The organism is Rhodococcus sp. NPDC056516, assembly GCF_042794655.1.
GTDB lineage: Bacteria > Actinomycetota > Actinomycetes > Mycobacteriales > Mycobacteriaceae > Rhodococcus_F.
This window is the reverse complement of sequence record NZ_JBHTTG010000009.1, coordinates 197,409-213,338: the sequence shown is the minus strand read 5'-3', so window position 1 is coordinate 213,338 and position 15,930 is coordinate 197,409. Positions and strand designations below refer to the sequence as shown.

Annotated in this window: 16 protein-coding genes and 1 riboswitch; of the genes, 9 read left to right on the top strand and 7 right to left on the bottom strand. The window is 62.0% G+C overall.

Annotated features, from left to right (window positions below):
* Positions 1–6 precede the first annotated feature (6 nt).
* Positions 7–146: riboswitch (cobalamin riboswitch) on the top strand.
* A 24-nt stretch (positions 147–170) separates the two neighbouring features.
* Both ACFQ6Y_RS26455 and ACFQ6Y_RS26450 read left to right on the top strand, forming a co-directional pair.
* Positions 171–365, top strand: coding sequence for a CbtB domain-containing protein (locus ACFQ6Y_RS26455; RefSeq protein WP_378639137.1), 195 nt, complete (start codon positions 171–173; stop codon positions 363–365).
* Positions 356–1,132 carry a CbtA family protein gene (locus ACFQ6Y_RS26450; protein WP_378534934.1) on the top strand — a complete coding sequence of 259 codons (777 nt, stop codon included), beginning with the start codon at positions 356–358 and terminating at the stop codon, positions 1,130–1,132. The genes ACFQ6Y_RS26455 and ACFQ6Y_RS26450 overlap by 10 nt, the downstream gene beginning before the upstream one ends.
* A 58-nt stretch (positions 1,133–1,190) precedes the next feature.
* On the opposite strand, the gene ACFQ6Y_RS26445 is transcribed toward ACFQ6Y_RS26450, so the two are convergent.
* Entirely contained in the window at positions 1,191–3,026 is a 1,836-nt protein-coding gene (locus ACFQ6Y_RS26445) for an NAD(P)-binding domain-containing protein (protein ID WP_378639133.1), read from the bottom strand.
* A 211-nt stretch (positions 3,027–3,237) separates the two neighbouring features.
* Here ACFQ6Y_RS26445 and ACFQ6Y_RS26440 point away from each other — a divergent pair, with 211 nt between their 5' ends.
* Positions 3,238–4,701, top strand: a complete 1,464-nt coding sequence (locus ACFQ6Y_RS26440; protein ID WP_378639130.1) for an MFS transporter — start codon at positions 3,238–3,240, stop codon at positions 4,699–4,701.
* Between the two features lie 39 nt (positions 4,702–4,740).
* Here the strand turns inward: ACFQ6Y_RS26440 and ACFQ6Y_RS26435 are convergent, their stop codons facing one another.
* A complete protein-coding gene (locus ACFQ6Y_RS26435) occupies positions 4,741–5,886 on the bottom strand; it encodes a hypothetical protein (protein ID WP_378639127.1) in 1,146 nt (381 codons plus the stop codon).
* A gap of 220 nt (positions 5,887–6,106) precedes the next feature.
* Between ACFQ6Y_RS26435 and ACFQ6Y_RS26430 the strand changes: the two genes are divergently transcribed.
* Both ACFQ6Y_RS26430 and ACFQ6Y_RS26425 read left to right on the top strand, forming a co-directional pair.
* Positions 6,107–6,886, top strand: coding sequence for an acetoin reductase (locus ACFQ6Y_RS26430; protein ID WP_054831662.1), 780 nt, complete (start codon positions 6,107–6,109; stop codon positions 6,884–6,886).
* A gap of 95 nt (positions 6,887–6,981) precedes the next feature.
* The gene (locus tag ACFQ6Y_RS26425) at positions 6,982–8,250 is read left to right on the top strand and encodes a GAF domain-containing protein (RefSeq protein WP_378639594.1); all 1,269 of its coding nucleotides are present in this window, start codon (positions 6,982–6,984) and stop codon (positions 8,248–8,250) included.
* Here ACFQ6Y_RS26425 and ACFQ6Y_RS26420 read toward each other — a convergent pair.
* Genes ACFQ6Y_RS26420 through ACFQ6Y_RS26410 form a run of 3 tightly spaced genes read right to left on the bottom strand, consistent with a single transcriptional unit; the run spans position 8,229 to position 10,985 of the window.
* The gene (locus ACFQ6Y_RS26420; protein WP_378639120.1) at positions 8,229–8,873 is read right to left on the bottom strand and encodes a DsbA family protein; all 645 of its coding nucleotides are present in this window, start codon (positions 8,871–8,873) and stop codon (positions 8,229–8,231) included. The two genes, ACFQ6Y_RS26425 and ACFQ6Y_RS26420, sit on opposite strands and share 22 nt — an antisense overlap.
* 55 nt (positions 8,874–8,928) lie before the next feature.
* Complete coding sequence (locus tag ACFQ6Y_RS26415) at positions 8,929–9,582, bottom strand: response regulator (RefSeq protein ID WP_378639115.1); 654 nt, start codon at positions 9,580–9,582, stop codon at positions 8,929–8,931.
* A gap of 47 nt (positions 9,583–9,629) precedes the next feature.
* Positions 9,630–10,985: a sensor histidine kinase gene (locus tag ACFQ6Y_RS26410; RefSeq protein ID WP_378639112.1), complete on the bottom strand. Its 1,356-nt coding sequence runs from the start codon at positions 10,983–10,985 to the stop codon at positions 9,630–9,632.
* A 24-nt stretch (positions 10,986–11,009) separates the two neighbouring features.
* Between ACFQ6Y_RS26410 and ACFQ6Y_RS26405 the strand changes: the two genes are divergently transcribed.
* Together ACFQ6Y_RS26405 and ACFQ6Y_RS26400 are read left to right on the top strand one after the other, a co-directional pair.
* Entirely contained in the window at positions 11,010–11,525 is a 516-nt protein-coding gene (locus ACFQ6Y_RS26405) for a DUF4352 domain-containing protein (protein WP_378639109.1), read from the top strand.
* A complete protein-coding gene (locus ACFQ6Y_RS26400) occupies positions 11,522–12,004 on the top strand; it encodes a hypothetical protein (RefSeq protein WP_378639106.1) in 483 nt (160 codons plus the stop codon). Before ACFQ6Y_RS26405 ends, ACFQ6Y_RS26400 begins: the two co-directional genes overlap by 4 nt.
* Here the strand turns inward: ACFQ6Y_RS26400 and ACFQ6Y_RS26395 are convergent.
* On the bottom strand, positions 11,979–12,413 hold the full coding sequence (locus tag ACFQ6Y_RS26395) for an OsmC family protein (protein WP_003945839.1): 435 nt from the start codon (positions 12,411–12,413) through the stop codon (positions 11,979–11,981). The genes ACFQ6Y_RS26400 and ACFQ6Y_RS26395 overlap by 26 nt on opposite strands.
* A gap of 98 nt (positions 12,414–12,511) precedes the next feature.
* Entirely contained in the window at positions 12,512–13,735 is a 1,224-nt protein-coding gene (locus ACFQ6Y_RS26390) for a TetR/AcrR family transcriptional regulator (RefSeq protein ID WP_378639102.1), read from the bottom strand.
* Between the two features lie 341 nt (positions 13,736–14,076).
* Between ACFQ6Y_RS26390 and ACFQ6Y_RS26385 the strand changes: the two genes are divergently transcribed.
* Together ACFQ6Y_RS26385 and ACFQ6Y_RS26380 are read left to right on the top strand one after the other, a co-directional pair.
* Entirely contained in the window at positions 14,077–15,066 is a 990-nt protein-coding gene (locus ACFQ6Y_RS26385) for an NAD(P)H-dependent flavin oxidoreductase (protein WP_378639099.1), read from the top strand.
* Entirely contained in the window at positions 15,063–15,842 is a 780-nt protein-coding gene (locus ACFQ6Y_RS26380) for an enoyl-CoA hydratase (RefSeq protein ID WP_378639095.1), read from the top strand. Before ACFQ6Y_RS26385 ends, ACFQ6Y_RS26380 begins: the two co-directional genes overlap by 4 nt.
* The last annotated feature ends 88 nt before the right edge of the window (positions 15,843–15,930 follow it).

The window sequence follows — 15,930 nt, the reverse complement described above, 5'->3', positions numbered from 1 at the left end:
CAAAAGTTCGCATGTAAACGCGATGGTCCGACAGGAATCCGGTGAAAGCCCGGAGCGGTCGCGCCACTGTAATTCGAGGTGAAGTGCCTTTTTCGGTACGGCTTTCTCGACAGCCAGACACTTCGGCCATCGCATGGACCTAGGGGACGCGAAAATCCCAGGAGGCTTCGATGGCTCTCGCCTATTCTCCCGATACGTCGATCGATTCGACTCGTCTTGCTTTCCTCGCCGCTGCGGTAGTTCTGTTCGCGATGCTGGCTCTCTACCTGGTCGGATTCGACCAGGGCGCGATCTCTCGCACCGGCATGTACATGCATGAATTGATGCACGACGGACGCCACATGATGGGCCTGCCGTGCCACTAGTCGACAGTTTCACGAAGCTTCTCATTCGTGGATTGTTGGCTGGTTTGATCGCGGGCATTCTTGCCGGCGGTGTTGCGTTCGTGCTGGGTGAACCCCACGTCAACGCTGCCATTGCGATCGAAGAAGCCAACAGTGCCGCTGGAGAACATGCCGGCGAAGCCGCTGGGCATTCACACGGTGACGAAGAAGAACCACTGGTGAGCCGCGACGGGCAGCGCGCTGGGCTGTTCCTGGCCACCGCGCTGGCCGGACTCGCGCTCGGCGCTATCTTCTCGGTCGTCGCCAACTACGCGCGACGACTCACCGGAATGTCCGGGCCGTTGTTGGCGATCACCATCGCCGTCGGCGGTTGGCTGGCCATCGAGGCGGTGCCGTTCTTCAAGTACCCGGCCAATCCGCCGGCCGTCGGAGATCCGGACACCATCAACCAGCGGACACTGCTGTGGCTGGCGGCCGTGATTCTCGGGCTGCTGTCCGTCACTGCGGCGGCAGCTGCAGCAAAGGCAGTTTCCGGGCACGAGTTCCTCAGTGTGCGCATCGCCGCTCCGGTGGCTGCGTTCCTGGTGATCGTCGCGATCGGTTACGTCTCGCTTCCCGGCATCAACGAGGTGGGCGAGGACTTCCCGGCAACTCTGCTGTGGGAGTTCCGACTTTCCTCGCTTGCTACGCAGGCGACACTGTGGCTCGTACTCGGATTGGCATTTGCCTTCCTCACCGAGCGCGCGACCAAGAATGCCGACGTGGCAAAGAAGTACGCCCTTCGCTGAACCTGCTGTGCGCCTTTATTAACCGCGGGCGGTTAACAAAGGCGCACAGCAGTAGTTTTCAGCTCAGATGATGCACTTCCTGCAGCCCGTACACCGGCGTCGGAATGCCCTCGTAGCGCGCCTTCAACTGCAGCGCGAGGTACAGCGAGTAATGCCGCGACTGATGCAGATTGCCGCCGTGGAACCAGAGCGCTTCCTGCTGCGTCGGCTTCCACATGTTGCGCTGCTCGCCCTCCCACGGCCCCGGGTCCTTGGTCGTGTTCGAGCCGAGGCCCCACACCTTGCCGACCTTGTCAGCGGTGTCCTGCCCGATCAGATCCGCCACCCAGCCGTTCATCGAGCCGTAGCCGGTCGCGTAGACCACGACGTCGGCAGACAATTCCGTACCGTCTTCGAGGATCACGCTGTTCTCGGTCAGCTCACGAATATTGCCGTGCGCGAGCTTGATGTCCCCGTTGGCAACCAGTTCTGCAGCGCCGACGTCGATGTAGTAACCCGAGCCGCGTCGTAGGTACTTCATGAACAGGCCCGAACCGTCGTCGCCCCAGTCGTGCTCGAAGCCTGCCTTCTCGAGGCGATCGTAGAAGTCCTTGTCGCGCTCACGGATTGCGTCGTACACCGGGATCTGGAACTCGTGCATGATCCGGTACGGCAGCGAACCGAACGTGAGATCGGCCTTGTGCGTCGTCATGCCGGCGGCGAGGGCGCGCTCCGAGTACAGATCGCCCAAGCCCAGATCCATCAGTGAATCCGACTTCACGATGTGCGTCGAGCTGCGCTGCACCATGGTGACGTCTATGCCGTTCTCCCACAGAGCGCCGCAGATGTCGTGCGAGGAATTGTTGGCCCCGATCACGACGACCTTCTTGCCCACATACTGATCCGGTCCGGGGTGCTTGCTCGAGTGGTGCTGATCGCCGAGGAACTTGTCCTGGCCGGGGAACGTGGGAACGTTGGCCTTGCCGGACATACCGGTCGCCATCACCAACTGCTTGGGACGCAAAGTCAGCTTCTCGCCGTTGCGGTTGACCTCGACGGTCCATTCCTGCGTCTTCTCGTCGAACGACGCGGAGGTGCAGGTCGTGGAACTCCAGTACGGAACCTCCATGACCTTGGTGTACATCTCGAGCCAGTCACCGATCTTGTCCTTGGGCGCGAACACCGGCCAGTTGTCGGGGAAAGGCATGTAGGGCAGATGGTCGTACCAGACCGGATCGTGCAGGCACAGGGACTTGTAGCGTCCACGCCACTGATCGCCGGGCCGCTCGTGGCTGTCGATCACGATGGCCGGAACTCCGAGCTGACGCATCCGGGCGCCGAGCGCGATGCCGCCCTGTCCGCCGCCGACGATCACGACGTAAGGCTGTGTGGTGTAACCGAGTTCGCGGTCCTCGATCTCCTTCTGCTCAGCCCACGTGATGCGGTTCGGATCTGCACCGTGCTTCGCTCCACGCGGCCGGCGAGTGCCCTTGCCTTCTTCGTGCCCCTTCAACTCCTGCAGCGACGTAAGCAGGGTCCAACCTTCGTCACCCTTCAGGCGAAGGTGCCCGTGCGCGCGACCGGTTGCCGTCTCGAATTCGATCCAGGCAGACGTGACGCCGTCGGCTTCGTCGGGTGTCTCGGTGGTCCGAAATCCTGAAGGATCGGTGTCGTCGAGACGTTCGGAGAGCATGTCGGCGATCTGCTCGCGACCTTCGACGGTCTTGATGTTCCAGGTGAATGACACCAAGTCTCGCCAGAAGCTGTCGAGCGCGAATTTGCCTGCAACACGCTCGATGTCACGAGCGGCGAGTGCCGATTCGAAATCCGCCAGCCAGGCGTCGACGCGCTCCTGAGGTGTCACCGCCGTCGCCTTCACCTCAGGGGCGACTGCGGAATCGATGGTTTGCGTCATCACTTCTCCTTGTTTGTGAATGTGACACACAGCACATCGCATAAGTGGCCCCGGTCACAAGCGTTGCAGCCTGTTGCAATCCGAACCACTGTGACCAATCCCTCGATCAAAAAACTAGTTGAAGTATGCAACGGTATGTACGATTCAAACCGCTTCGATGATGCAAATCCTTCGCATCGCCAACCACCCTCGACCCGCACAGGAGACACGCATGCCAAGTGTGAGCGCTACCGCCGAGCGGCCAGCACCCGGCGTCCGACCTGGTGGACTCGTCGTCGTCCTGGCTTTCGTCGGCATCGTCGCCGCACTCATGCAGACGCTTGTCGTCCCGCTGATCGCAGATCTACCCAAACTGCTGAACACGACGGCATCGAACGCGTCGTGGGTCGTCACCGCAACTCTGCTGGCGGGCGCCGTCGCCACTCCGATAGCCGGTCGCCTCGGCGATCTGTACGGCAAGCGACAGATGATTCTGATCTTCACGATCCCACTTATTGCCGGATCGATCATTTGCGCAACCGCCAATTCGGTCGTTCCGATGGTGATCGGTCGCGGATTGCAAGGCACCTGCGCCAGTCTGATCCCGCTCGGCATCAGCGCGCTGCGCGATCTGCTTCCGCCGAAAAGGGTAAATTCTGCGATCGCACTGATGAGTTCGTCGATGGGAATCGGCAGTGCACTCGGTATGCCGATCGCCGCGGTGGTAGCCGAGAATGCAAGCTGGCGGGCTCTCTTCTGGGGATCTGCGGTGCTCAGTGTGCTGATTCTGATCCTGACCTGGTTCTTCGTTCCGGCAACTCCGGTACACGAGGCCGGCGGACGGTTCGACCTGGTCGGCGGGGTCGGGCTCGGAGTCGGCCTGGTTTCCCTCCTCCTGGCCGTATCGAAGGGCGGCACCTGGGGTTGGACAAGCGTCACCACCGTGGGCTTGTTCGCCACAACGATCATCGTTCTTCTCGCCTGGATCTGGTTCGAACGACGCACCGACGAGCCGCTTGTCGATCTACGTGTCACTGCGAGGCCACAGGTGCTACTGACCAATCTCGCCTCCGTTGCAGCCGGATTCGCGATGTACGGACAGTTCTTGATCATCCCGCAACTCCTGCAACTGCCCGAGTCCACGGGATACGGCATGGGACAGTCGATGCTGGCCATGGGATTGTGGATGGCTCCGCCCGGATTCGTGATGATGGCGGTGTCACCGCTCGGCGCACGGCTCTCCGCACTGCGCGGACCGAAGTTCACACTCCTCACGGGCATCCTCGTGGTCGCCCTCGGGTACGGGTCTTCGATGCTGCTGATGGGCTCGACATGGGGACTGCTGATCGTCGCCTGTATTGCCAACGCCGGCATCAGTCTTGCGTACGGCGCCATGCCTGCCCTCATCATGGGCGCGGTACCGCCGTCTGCCACTGCCGCCGCCAACGGATTCAACAGTTTGATGCGCTCGATCGGCACGTCGATGTGCGCCGCTGTCATCGGTGTAGTTCTCGCGCAGATGACCGTCCAGGTGGGTGACCACACTCTGCCGTCGGAAGCCGGATTCCGGATCTGCCTGCTGATCAGTTGTGGGGCCGCTTTGATCGCCGCAGCGATCGCGTTGTCGATTCCGTTTCGAAAGATGTCTTCCCGGATCGAAATACCCGCAGAGCCTGCGACTGCCGCGGCGAGCTGACCGCTGTCGGTTGCCCGCACCGTCGTGCGGGCAACCGAGTCACCCCTCGGCAGGCTTCAGTTTGCCGAGTCCCAGCGACTGAAATCCCACGACATAGAACAACGTCCACAGCACGGCCCAGTCCACGAAACCCAGTGCAGTGCCGTGCAATCCGTCGACGACTGCCGGCTCGTGAAGAATGTGCTCTGCCGCAAAACGGTAGTAGAACAAGAAGGTCACCACCGCCAGCGCAAACGTGAGCACAGCGCGGATCGCCAAGTTGACCCCGTCCGCAAAACCCGTCGGCTTGTTACCGAAAGCGTTGGCCCAGAAGATCATCCAGAAGGCCCAGCACACACCGAGCTGCGCCGGGAACTGATGGACTACGCCGCCCAATTCGGCAACGGAATCGCTGCCCAAGAGCGCCTTCACGACCGGCAGTGCCACGAAGTACAAGCCTGTTCCCAAGGCAAAGTTGCCGACTGTGGCTGCGAGTGCCGTCTTTCCGCCGCCGCCGAACAGTCTCCACGGCCAGTTGTCGAGCGTCTGGCCGGTCAAGATCACGACCACCACGACGCAGTAGAACCACCCGAGTACAGTGTCGACGGTCATCAACGGATCGGTGGCGGAGAGCGACACGGACGGCAGACCGAAGACGAAGTACAGCGCCAGCGTCGGAACGGCGACAAACGCGATCTCACACAACCCCACCAGCGGTTGCTTCATCCCTAGGGAAGTCCACGGCCAATGCTGCCAGTTCAGGACCACCATCACCCAGGTCCCGAAGCCGAAGAGCACGAACAGCGCACCCGCGAAATATCCGAGGCCGCCCTCACGATCGGCCGCGAAATCCGGGTACAGGCTCCCCACGCCGCTTGCCAGGAGCCACGTCACCACGACGGCGAAGACCGCGGTCGCGACCATGATCGCCAGGCCCTTCACCGGCTGCGGAAGTCGATCGAAGCCCGCGAACTCGCAGTTGAAGCCGATGAACACCACAAAGAGGATCGCCCAGAAAAGCGCCGCATTGAATGGCAATGGGTAGAAATTCCACGGACTGGTGGTCGGATCGGCCAGAAGGTACCAACTCGCCACGGCCAGCACGAGAACGATCACGAGGTTGGCGATCCCGAACCCGATCCAGCGGCGTGACGGCTGCCGACTCGGCGTCGCCGGTTCTGTGGGTGTGTCGACTGTAGCGGTCATGTTCCCTCTCCCAGATTGTCTCGCAAGATGATTCGCGAAGTGGTGGCGCAACTATGAAGCTGTTGCGCGGGGCACCGGGAGGGTTGCCGAGGGTTGCAAGCGCCGTCCGATTTTCCGGAATTGCAACACGGTGCAACCCTTCCGCATTGTGGTCGCCGTCACATACAAATCACTCATCGGTTCCCAGGCAACCGGTTCACTGCTTACGAGGAGAAACTGCATGAGCATCACGGGCAAGGTAGTACTGGTCACCGGCGCCGGCCAAGGCATCGGGCGCGGAATCGCTCTCCGCCTCGCCCACGACGGCGCCGACATCGCGTTGGTCGACCTCGACCAAACCAAGCTGGATGCGGTTGCCGACGAGATCAGACAGATCGGCCGTCGTGCAACGACGTTTGTCGCCGACGTCAGCGATCGAGCGCAGGTCAACGCAGCCGTCGAACATGCACACCAGGAATTGGGCGGATTCGACGTCATCGTCAACAACGCGGGAATCGCTCTCGTCGGCCCGATCTCCGACGCGACGCCGGAAGAGGTCTCCAAGATCTGGAGTGTCAACGTCGACGGCGTCCTGTGGGGAATTCAAGCTGCAGCAGCAAAGTTCCAAGCTCTGGGTCAGCGCGGAAAGATCATCAATGCGTCGTCCATCGCCGGCCACGACGGGTTCGCCATGTTAGGTGTTTACAGCGCAACAAAATTCGCGGTCAGGGCCCTCACTCAGGCTGCAGCCAAGGAATACGCGTCCGACGGAATCACCGTCAACGCGTACTGCCCCGGCGTCGTGGGCACCGACATGTGGGTGACGATCGACAAGAGGTTCGCCGAATTGACCGGTGCACCAGAGGGCGCCACCTACGAGAAGTTCGTCGGCGGAATTGCGCTGGGTCGAGCTGAAACCCCCGACGATGTCGCCGGTTTCGTCTCGTACCTTGCCGGGCCCGATTCCGACTACATGACCGGTCAGGCCGGTCTCATCGACGGCGGCCTCGTCTACCGCTGACCGCGGTGTCTTCACTGAAAGCGGTGTCTTCGCTGAAAACGGTATCTTCGCTGAAAACGGTATCTTCGCTGAAAAAGCGGTTGCCCGAGCCCGCGATGCCGCCCGGCGAGGATCCTCGCGACTACGCGAGGACCCTCGCCGCGGTGTACGACGCGACGATGGCCGGAGACCGCGCACCGGCCCGCCCAAGGGACGTGGTCCGCCAATCGTGGCAGCGCCTGCGCGAGTTAGGTATCGACCCCGAACACAACCGGGTCGAACCGTCCATGGACGTCGCCGAACTCGATCTCCGTCGTCGTGAGTCCGGACTGTACGACGTGCTCGACGACGTGACGCGTGGACTCGAATCGGTTACCGCGAGCGGTGAGAACATCATGGTCGTCGCAGATCTTCGCGGAACTGTTCTGTGGCGCAGCGGGTCCCATCGAGTACTGGACCAAGCTGCGCGTCTGGGATTTGTCGAGGGTGCGAACTGGGCCGAGGACAGCGTCGGCACCAACGCCATCGGAACGGCATTGGTGTCACGACAGGCGGTTCAGATCTTCTCGGCGGAACACTATGCGCGCAGCCATCATCCGTGGACCTGCGCGGGGGCACCCATCCGCGATCCGAGGGACGACCGTGTCATCGGCGTCGTCGACATCAGTGGTCCCGCCAAGACCGTCCACCCCACCACACTCGCTCTGGTCGACGCCGTCGCACGCCTCGCGCAATCACACCTACGCGACAAGCATCGGGACAATCTCGATCAATTGCGTTCTGTTGCAGGGCCGATGCTTGCACGTAGCGGATCACCGGCATTGGTGATCGATACTCATGGCTGGGTAGCGGCGGTCGATGCGCTACCTCATCGCTCGCGCGTGCTGCTCCCCGCGACTTTGGCTCCCGGCAGGACGTGGTTCCCCGCTTTGGGTCTGTGCGAACTGGATCCACTTCCCGGCGGGTGGGTGGTTCGGCCGATCGCCACCGGCGAGAAAATCAGTGCGCCCACGGTGCATATCGATCTGCGCGATTCCGAGAACATGTCGGTGACCGTCACGTCGGGGTTGGGCGAATGGGCCTACTCCCCAACCCAGCGGCATGCGGAGATTCTGTTTCTCCTCGGATCCGAGAGGCGTGGACTGACCGCATCGCGGTTGGCGCAGGATCTTTTCGGTGACCCGGCCCGCACGGTGACCGCGCGGGCCGAGATGTCGCGTCTGCGCAAGAACCTTGCCGGAGTTGTTGCAGCGCAGCCGTACCGGTTCGTCGATGCAGCGCAGGTCACGCTTTCCTGCCCCGACGACGGCGCGCATCTGTTGCCGTTCTCGAACGCGCCGGCAGTTCGTGCTGCTCGCCTGCTTCAGGCCGGTTCGGAGGCCTGAGTAAGCAACTGCAAGAACACCTCTTCGGGCTGAGCGCCGGATACTGCGACTGCACGGTTGGCAACGAAGAACGGAACGCCGCTGACCTGGAGTTGGCGGGCCATGGACAGATCCTCGCGCACCGCTTCGGCGGCGGCATCGGAGTCGAGTTGCTCGCGCACGACCTCGGCGTCGAGGCCGACGCTCACCGCCAGCTCGACCAGCACCTCACGGTCGTCGATCACCTTGCCGTCACTGAAGTGAGCCTTGAACAGCGCTTCGAGGAGTTCGTTCTGCCGCTCGCCCGCGAGATGCAGCAACCTGTGTGCATCAAAGGTATTGGCGGCGATCACGGTGTCGAAGTCCAAGGTCAACCCGACCTCGGCTGCCGTCGCGCTGACGTGGGCGAACATCTGACGTACCTGATCAGGTGCCATACCCTTCATCTCGACCAGAGCGTCGAGTTCGGTGCGCCCTTCTCCCACCGGAGTCTCCGGAGCGACCTGGTACGAACGCCAGATGACGTTGACGCGGTCCTTGTTCTCGAAACGATCCAGAGCCGAAAGGAACCTGGTCTTTCCGATGTAGCACCACGGACAAGCAACGTCCGACCACACTTCGATGGTCACGTCTTGGTCAATCACGATTTGATCAGTCACCGAAGGTGCAACAACAAACAGGGGCGGGATTAGTCCCGAATCATGTGACCAGGCCACACCGGAACGCGATCAACGACGCACTCACCCGGTTGGGCACACCGAGCTTGGCGAACAGCGAAGAGATATGCGTCTTGACGGTGGTCTCACCTAGGTACAGTCGCTCCGCGATGACGCTGTTGGCCGCGCCCGTCGCCAGGATTGTCAGCACTTCACGCTCGCGGTCGGTGAGCGAAGCGAGCGGAGTCTGATCGGGTGCTTGCCGACGCGGCGACGAGGCCACGATGGCGCGTAGAGAATCGGAGCTGAACAACGAGTGGTCCGACGCAACCACCCGTACTGCCTGCTGGAACGCCTCCGGCGCCGCATCCTTGCTCAGGAAACTGTGCGCACCAGCCTCGACTGCCTGCACGACCATGTCGTCGACATCGAAGGCGGTCATCGCGATGACCTTCGGCGGATTGCTCATGGTCATCAGTTCTCGGGTGGCCGCCAAGCCGCCCACCCGTGCCATTTTCAGATCCATCAACACCACGTGCGGACGAAAACGAGTGACCTTGGCTGCGACCTGATCGCCGTCCTCGGCCTCGGCAACCACCACGATGTCCGGCGCTGCTTCCAGGATGTCCTTCATCCCGCGCCGAACCCAGGCGTCGTTGTCGACGATCAAAACTGTGATTCGTGAGTCAGCGTCCATAGTGCGCTCAGATTACCCAGTGACCCCGACAGTTAGAGCTAGTCGGGCTACGACGACCAGGGCACCCAGCAACTGACGAGGAAATCGTCCTCCAGCGCGCCTGCCTCGACCTTGCCGCCGATCTCTCGCGCCTGTTCGGCCAACCCGCGTAGACCTGATCGCGAACCGATCGACGTCATGGGCGCAAGCTCGCTGAGCTTGTTGCGTGCAAGGATGCGAATTCCGTCGTGCGGCGACCCGGTGACCGAAATGACGAGCATCTGGTCGCTCGCGTACTTCTGGACATTGGTCAACGACTCCTGCACGACGCGATAACAGACGTGCCCCGCCAACATTCCGACATCACCCGGGAACAACTCCGATTCGAGACGGCAGTGAATGCCTGCCGCGCGTGCACCGTTGACCAGATCACCGATCGCGTCGATCCCCTGATGCCCGCCGTGTTCGCGACGATCACCGCTTCCCCTGAGCACTCCGACGATTCCCTTCAATTCGTCCAAAGCCTCGTGCGCGGTGGTTCTGATCATCGCAGCGGTGTTGACGACCTTCTCGGGATTGTCTGCCGCGCTGACCTGTAACCCACCGGCGAACAACGAAATCCGACTCAGACTGGCCGCGATCGTGTCATGCATGTCGCGAGCGATCCGCGTTCGCTCTTCGGTGCGAATCATCTCGTCACGCATCACGTCTGTTTTCTCAGTGGCCAGATCCCGTACGTGCTCGGCCTCGACAAGCTCGGTTCTGGTCCGAATCAGGAGCGAGAGCGCCACGACGATGCCGACCATGACGGCCGCGACGAGCCACGGGATCCAGATGGCGACGTCGTATTGAACGACCGCCGAACCGTCCTTGGGTTTCATCGTTCCCATCGTTAGGACGGAGTACTCACGATTTCGAAAAGCGTCGTAGGTCAACGAAATTCCGCACACGACGAAGACAGCTGCCGCAGCCGCCGCAAGCCGAGGCCCACGAGCGATCCGAGCAACGGCAAACAACGCGATGAGCGCCGCCGTCGCATCGGTAGGGAAGAACAGCGGGCCGACCAGTGTGATCGCCAGAACCACCCAGGGATGTTGATGGCGCCAGACAAGAGATATCCCACCGGCCACGCCCAGGACGAACCCGATCCCGACCAATACCGGTGGCATATTTCCCGACGCGCCTGCGATGCCCACCGTCATGAAGGAACAGAAAAGGCTGAACGCGACAGCGGCGGTAGTCCACACGCGTCGTCGCACAACAGTTCCTTTGGTAGTGATCACCGAGTAAGCGTATCGATCGCCACCGACGCCTCGAATCAGCCGAACGGGTGGACGAACAGTCAAGCTCCGACCGAAAGGATGAGGCGGACCGATCTTTCGACTGAAGCGGTGAGCGGTCCTCACATCGTTGACTTGTGCCATACCAACTCTCGAAAGGCGCACATCATGCGATCACTCCGCACTCCCCTCGCCCTCCTCGCCGTCGGCGCAGCTCTGTTCGCCACCATCGCCTCGGGCGAAACAGACGAAGCGAAGAAGGTCGACGACAACGGTTCGTCCGCCGCACCTGCGGCTGCGTTCGGTATCGGTGACGTCGTCGAACTGGGCGACTGGCGCGTCCAGGTACACGGCGTTGTCGATCCTTACGTTTCGACCAATCAGTTCATCACCGCGAATCCCGGAAACCGCTACGTCGTCGTCGACACCGAGGTCACCAACAACAGCGACAAGCCGTCGACGGTCTCGTCGATGATGTGCTTCGAACTGCAGGACTCGGAAAACAAGTCGTACAACATCACGTTCACCGACAGCAGCACGTCGAGTGTCGACGGAGAACTTGCGCCGGGCGCTGCCAAGCGAGGCGAATTGGCGTACGAGGTCCCCGAAGCCGCCACCGGTCTGCGCCTTCAGTTCAAGTGCGATCTGTTCTCGTCCGGCTCGGCAACGATCAACCTGTCGTGAACCGTCCGGGCGATCTGCTGCTGAGTCCGTGGGCGCTGGTCTCGGTGGCCGTCATCTTGGTCAACGACCACGTACTCAAAGGAGCCTTCGGGAACACGATGACGGGCAAGCTGTCCGACGTCGCCGGTGTGTTCCTGTTTCCCCTGCTTCTTCTCTCGGTTCTCGAGGTGCTCAGGCGAAACCTGGTGGGGCGAGCAGCGATCGCCTGGTCCATCGCAGTCACGGGAATCGGCTTCGCCGCCGTGAAGGTGGTACCGCCGATCGGCGACGCGTACGAGTGGGTGATCGGGTTTCTCCGCCTGACCGCAGGAGGATTCCGCGGAGATCTCGTGCCGATCGTGGTCTTTCGCGATCCCTCGGATCTGTGGGTGCTCCCGATACTGTTCGCGAGCTACCTGGTCATCACACACCACCGCACTCGGGCGCCGGAGGGGGCGCCCGAGCACGAGATGATCAGTCCAGGGCCGCGTCCAACGTGATGTCGACGCCGGTGAGAGCCTTGCTGATCGGGCAGGTTTCCTTTGCCGCCTGGGCAACCTTGGCAAAACCGTCAGCGTCGAGGCCGTCGACCTCGGCGCGAACGGTGAGCTTGATTCCGGTGAGCTTGAAGCCGACCGTGTCGGGGCCGAGTGACACGTCCGCGGTGATGTCGAGGCTCTGCGGGGTTCCGCCGGCCTCGGCGATCAGGGCCGACAACTGCATCGCGTAGCAGGACGAATGCGCCGCGGCGATGAGTTCCTCGGGGCTGGTGGTTCCGCCGGCCTCCTCAGCTGCGCGCTTGGGGAACGACACGTCGAAGGTGGCGACGCCCGAGCTGGTGAGTTCCACCTGTCCCGATCCGGCCTCGAGGGTGCCGTTCCAGGCGGTGCGTGCGGTACGAGTTGGCATTGCTGTCCCTACTTCCGTCTTCACATGATTCGGTGAACGCCTTGCGTTCACGAACCTACCCGCGATACGTGAAGTCACACCTACTGTTTCGGACTGCTCTACCCGAGGAGCGTCGCAGACAGCAGTTTCTCGACACGCGCCTGCGCGGAGTTCCCGGAGGAAAAGTGCACGATTCGGCCGATGTCGAAGACCAGTCCGAGCGCCGCGTGGACGAGGAACCGCGCTTGGACGAGCGTCAACTCCGGACGTGCCTCGACGCACAGGTGCGCCCACTCCTCGACATTGAGCCGCTGAATGTTGCGCAACTCGGTCCGTGATCGATCCGGCAAGCTGCCGATCTCGGCAAAGTACACGGCCAACAGTTCGCTGGTCCCGAATGAAACCTCGACGTACATCTTCGCCAACGTCTCGACGGCCGCGAGAGGAGTCTCCGACTCCGCCAAGGCCGAACCCAACGTCATAGTCAGACGATCGGACGCCCGGTGGAATGCAGCAGCAAGTAGGTCGGCCTTGCTCGCGAAGTGCCGATACACGCTCGACGCATTGATACCCGCCGCGGCACCGATCTCCTCGATGCTCACGTCGTGGTAGCCGCGCTGATAGAACAGCAAAACTGCTTCCTGAAGCAGCACTTCACGTTTCGACGTCCGCACCAGGCCGGTCTTGCGTTCGGACGCCGCTACCCTCGCGCCATCCTCCTCACCAACGGGCAATTCGACGCCGATGACAGACCAGCATGCCGCAAGAATCAGCGCTTCGATCTGCTTGGCGGACAACGCCGATCGGTGTCCGGTAATACTGGCGATCACACTGAGCACGGCCGGTGCGATCAGCTCTACATCGGCCGGATCGAGTTCGGGACGCACCGCGGCAAGCGGCTCGGCGATCCGAAGATTGAGCGTGCGCATTCCCACCCGCAATTGCTCACGATCCTCGTCGACCAGGTAGCGCCCCTCCCAACGGTAGAGCCCTCCCCTGCGCCGATTCTCGATCGTCGCGCGGATGACACCCACCATCGTGGAGTTCAACTGCTCGCGTGGATCTTCGTTTCCGTGTACCGCTGGATCGCTGGCATCCAACAACGCCTGCGTCAGGTTGTTCACCGTGTAGACGAAAAGCGCGTATTTCGTAGGGAAATGACGGTAGAGGGCCGGCCCGGAGATTCCGACCTTCGCTGCGATCTCGTCGATACCGACCGCGTGGTAGCCACGTTCACTGAACGCCTCCGCGGCAGCGGCCGCGATTTGCGCCTTCCGATTCTTCGGACGCGTCCGTGGTGCAGGTTCACTGCCGCGCACGGAGACGCGTGTCTGTCCGGGCACCAAACCCTCCACTTCCGTTGCTTTCCTCTTCTACGTCCTTCGTCCGCTGCACCGCTCTTTCACAAGCGCGAGTCCGAACGGATCATGGTAACCGTCACGAAAGTCGCAATTCGCGCCCGGTACAGCTTCACCCGAAACCCTACAACGCAGGTGTTGCGACGGACGGATTCCGCAAAAAGAGTCTTGACACACGCTCTCACCCCGGTGTTATGTTAGTGACGATTCGCACAAACTTGCACGAAGTCCGCTGGCGGGCTCATTCCATGCTGCGTGGGGTTTTTCCTTGCCCCCAAGAGGGTTCGACGTCGATAGACCGACCGTAAGAAAGTAGTTGTGAGCACATGATTCGCACTCGCTTCACCGAGATGTTCGGCGTAGACCATCCCATCGTGCAGGGCGGCATGATGTGGGTAGGACGCGCAGAACTTGTTGCGGCCACGGCAAATTCCGGCGCCCTCGGGTTCTTGGCGGGCCTCACCCAGCCCACACCGGAAGACCTCGTCAAGGAAATTGCTCGGACCCGCGATCTCACCGACAAGCCTTTCGGCGTCAATATCACTATTCTGCCGTCGATCACGCCGCCGCCGTACGCCGAATACCGCCAGGCGATCATCGAATCCGGAATCAAGATCGTCGAGACTGCCGGTTCCAATCCGATCGATCATCTTCCGCATTTCAAGGACGCGGGCGTGAAGGTTATCCACAAGTGCACTGCAGTTCGACATGCGGTCAAGGCCGAGAGACTGGGCGTCGACGCCGTCAGCATCGACGGTTTCGAATGCGCTGGGCATCCAGGTGAGGACGACATACCAGGGCTGATTCTGATTCCGGCTGCCACGCAGCAACTCACGATTCCCGTGATCGCTTCGGGCGGAATCGCAGATTCCCGAGGACTCGTTGCGGCGCTTGCTCTCGGAGCGGACGGCGTCAACATGGGAACTCGATTCATGTGCACCGTGGAATCCCCTGTAGCACAATCGGTTAAAGAGCAGATTGTCGCAAACACCGAGCGTGATACCAAGCTGATCTTCCGGACCCTTCACAACACGGCACGCGTGGCCGCAAATGCGATCAGCGCAGAGGTCGTCGACATCGAGGCACGCGGCGGCGCAGAGTTCAGCGACATTCAGCATCTGGTCGCCGGAGCACGCGGGCGCAAGGTCTTCGAAGACGGCGATCTCGATGCAGGCATCTGGTCGGCCGGCCAAAGCCAGGGATTGATCAACGACATCCCGACCGTCGCCTACATGATCGACCGTATGGTGTCGGAGGCCGAACACATCATCACCTCACGGCTTTCCGGATTCGTGACGGCGGTGAGCGCGGCATGACCGCCACTGCCGAGGCTGGCTTCCGCTCCGAAATCACCGACGGCGTACTGCGATTGACTTTCGATCGCCCCAAGCGCATGAACGCGATCGATCTGCCCACGATGAACGCTTTCGCTGCCGCCGTCCACGACGGCGGCACAGACCCGGCAGTTCGTACCATCGTCATCACCGGCGCCGGTCGAGCATTCTGTACCGGCGCCGACCTCGCCGCAGCGGCCGTCAACCCCGCAGACCCGAAGGTCGTCATGGAAGCGGCAACGTCTCTGATTCGCGCCATCACCGGCGCCCCCGTCCCGGTGATCGCCGCGGTCAACGGCCCGGCCGCCGGCGTCGGTGTATCCATCGCTCTAGCCGCGGACCTGACGTACGCAGCATCGAGCGCCTACTTCCTTCTCTCGTTCGTCAACATCGGTCTGATGCCGGACGGCGGCGCCAGCGCGCTGGTACCGGCGGCGATCGGACGCGCCCGCGCGGCCGAGATGGCGTTGCTGGGCGAGCGGGTTTCCGCCGAGGACGCCGAGCGGTTCGGGCTCGTGTCCCGCACCCTCTCCGACGACGCGTTCGACGCACACATCCAGTCGATCGCCGATCGCACGTCGAAGGCTCCCCGACGCGCCCTCGAACTCACCAAACGCGCACTCAATGCGGCTACGTTGGACCGCCTCGACGCCGCCGTGGAGCTCGAAAATACCGGTCAGGCAGAACTTCTCACTGGCGAGGACTTCAAAGAAGGCGCGATGGCGATGCTCCAGAAGCGTGCACCGCACTTCAAGTGACCGCTGCGAATTTTCGTTAACAAAACCACTGTGCACTTCGACGGCTCACTGTAGCCTGAGTCATACAATCACCCACGCATGAGAGGAA

Coding starts and splice junctions, on each gene's coding strand:
- ACFQ6Y_RS26445 (WP_378639133.1), bottom strand. CDS start 3,026: ATGACGCAAACCATCGATTCCGCAGTCGCCCCTGAGGTGAAGGCGACG.
- ACFQ6Y_RS26385 (WP_378639099.1), top strand. CDS start 14,077: ATGATTCGCACTCGCTTCACCGAGATGTTCGGCGTAGACCATCCCATC.
- ACFQ6Y_RS26405 (WP_378639109.1), top strand. CDS start 11,010: ATGCGATCACTCCGCACTCCCCTCGCCCTCCTCGCCGTCGGCGCAGCT.
- ACFQ6Y_RS26430 (WP_054831662.1), top strand. CDS start 6,107: ATGAGCATCACGGGCAAGGTAGTACTGGTCACCGGCGCCGGCCAAGGC.
- ACFQ6Y_RS26440 (WP_378639130.1), top strand. CDS start 3,238: ATGCCAAGTGTGAGCGCTACCGCCGAGCGGCCAGCACCCGGCGTCCGA.
- ACFQ6Y_RS26425 (WP_378639594.1), top strand. CDS start 6,982: ATGCCGCCCGGCGAGGATCCTCGCGACTACGCGAGGACCCTCGCCGCG.
- ACFQ6Y_RS26435 (WP_378639127.1), bottom strand. CDS start 5,886: ATGACCGCTACAGTCGACACACCCACAGAACCGGCGACGCCGAGTCGG.
- ACFQ6Y_RS26380 (WP_378639095.1), top strand. CDS start 15,063: ATGACCGCCACTGCCGAGGCTGGCTTCCGCTCCGAAATCACCGACGGC.
- ACFQ6Y_RS26395 (WP_003945839.1), bottom strand. CDS start 12,413: ATGCCAACTCGTACCGCACGCACCGCCTGGAACGGCACCCTCGAGGCC.
- ACFQ6Y_RS26415 (WP_378639115.1), bottom strand. CDS start 9,582: ATGGACGCTGACTCACGAATCACAGTTTTGATCGTCGACAACGACGCC.
- ACFQ6Y_RS26410 (WP_378639112.1), bottom strand. CDS start 10,985: ATGGCACAAGTCAACGATGTGAGGACCGCTCACCGCTTCAGTCGAAAG.
- ACFQ6Y_RS26455 (WP_378639137.1), top strand. CDS start 171: ATGGCTCTCGCCTATTCTCCCGATACGTCGATCGATTCGACTCGTCTT.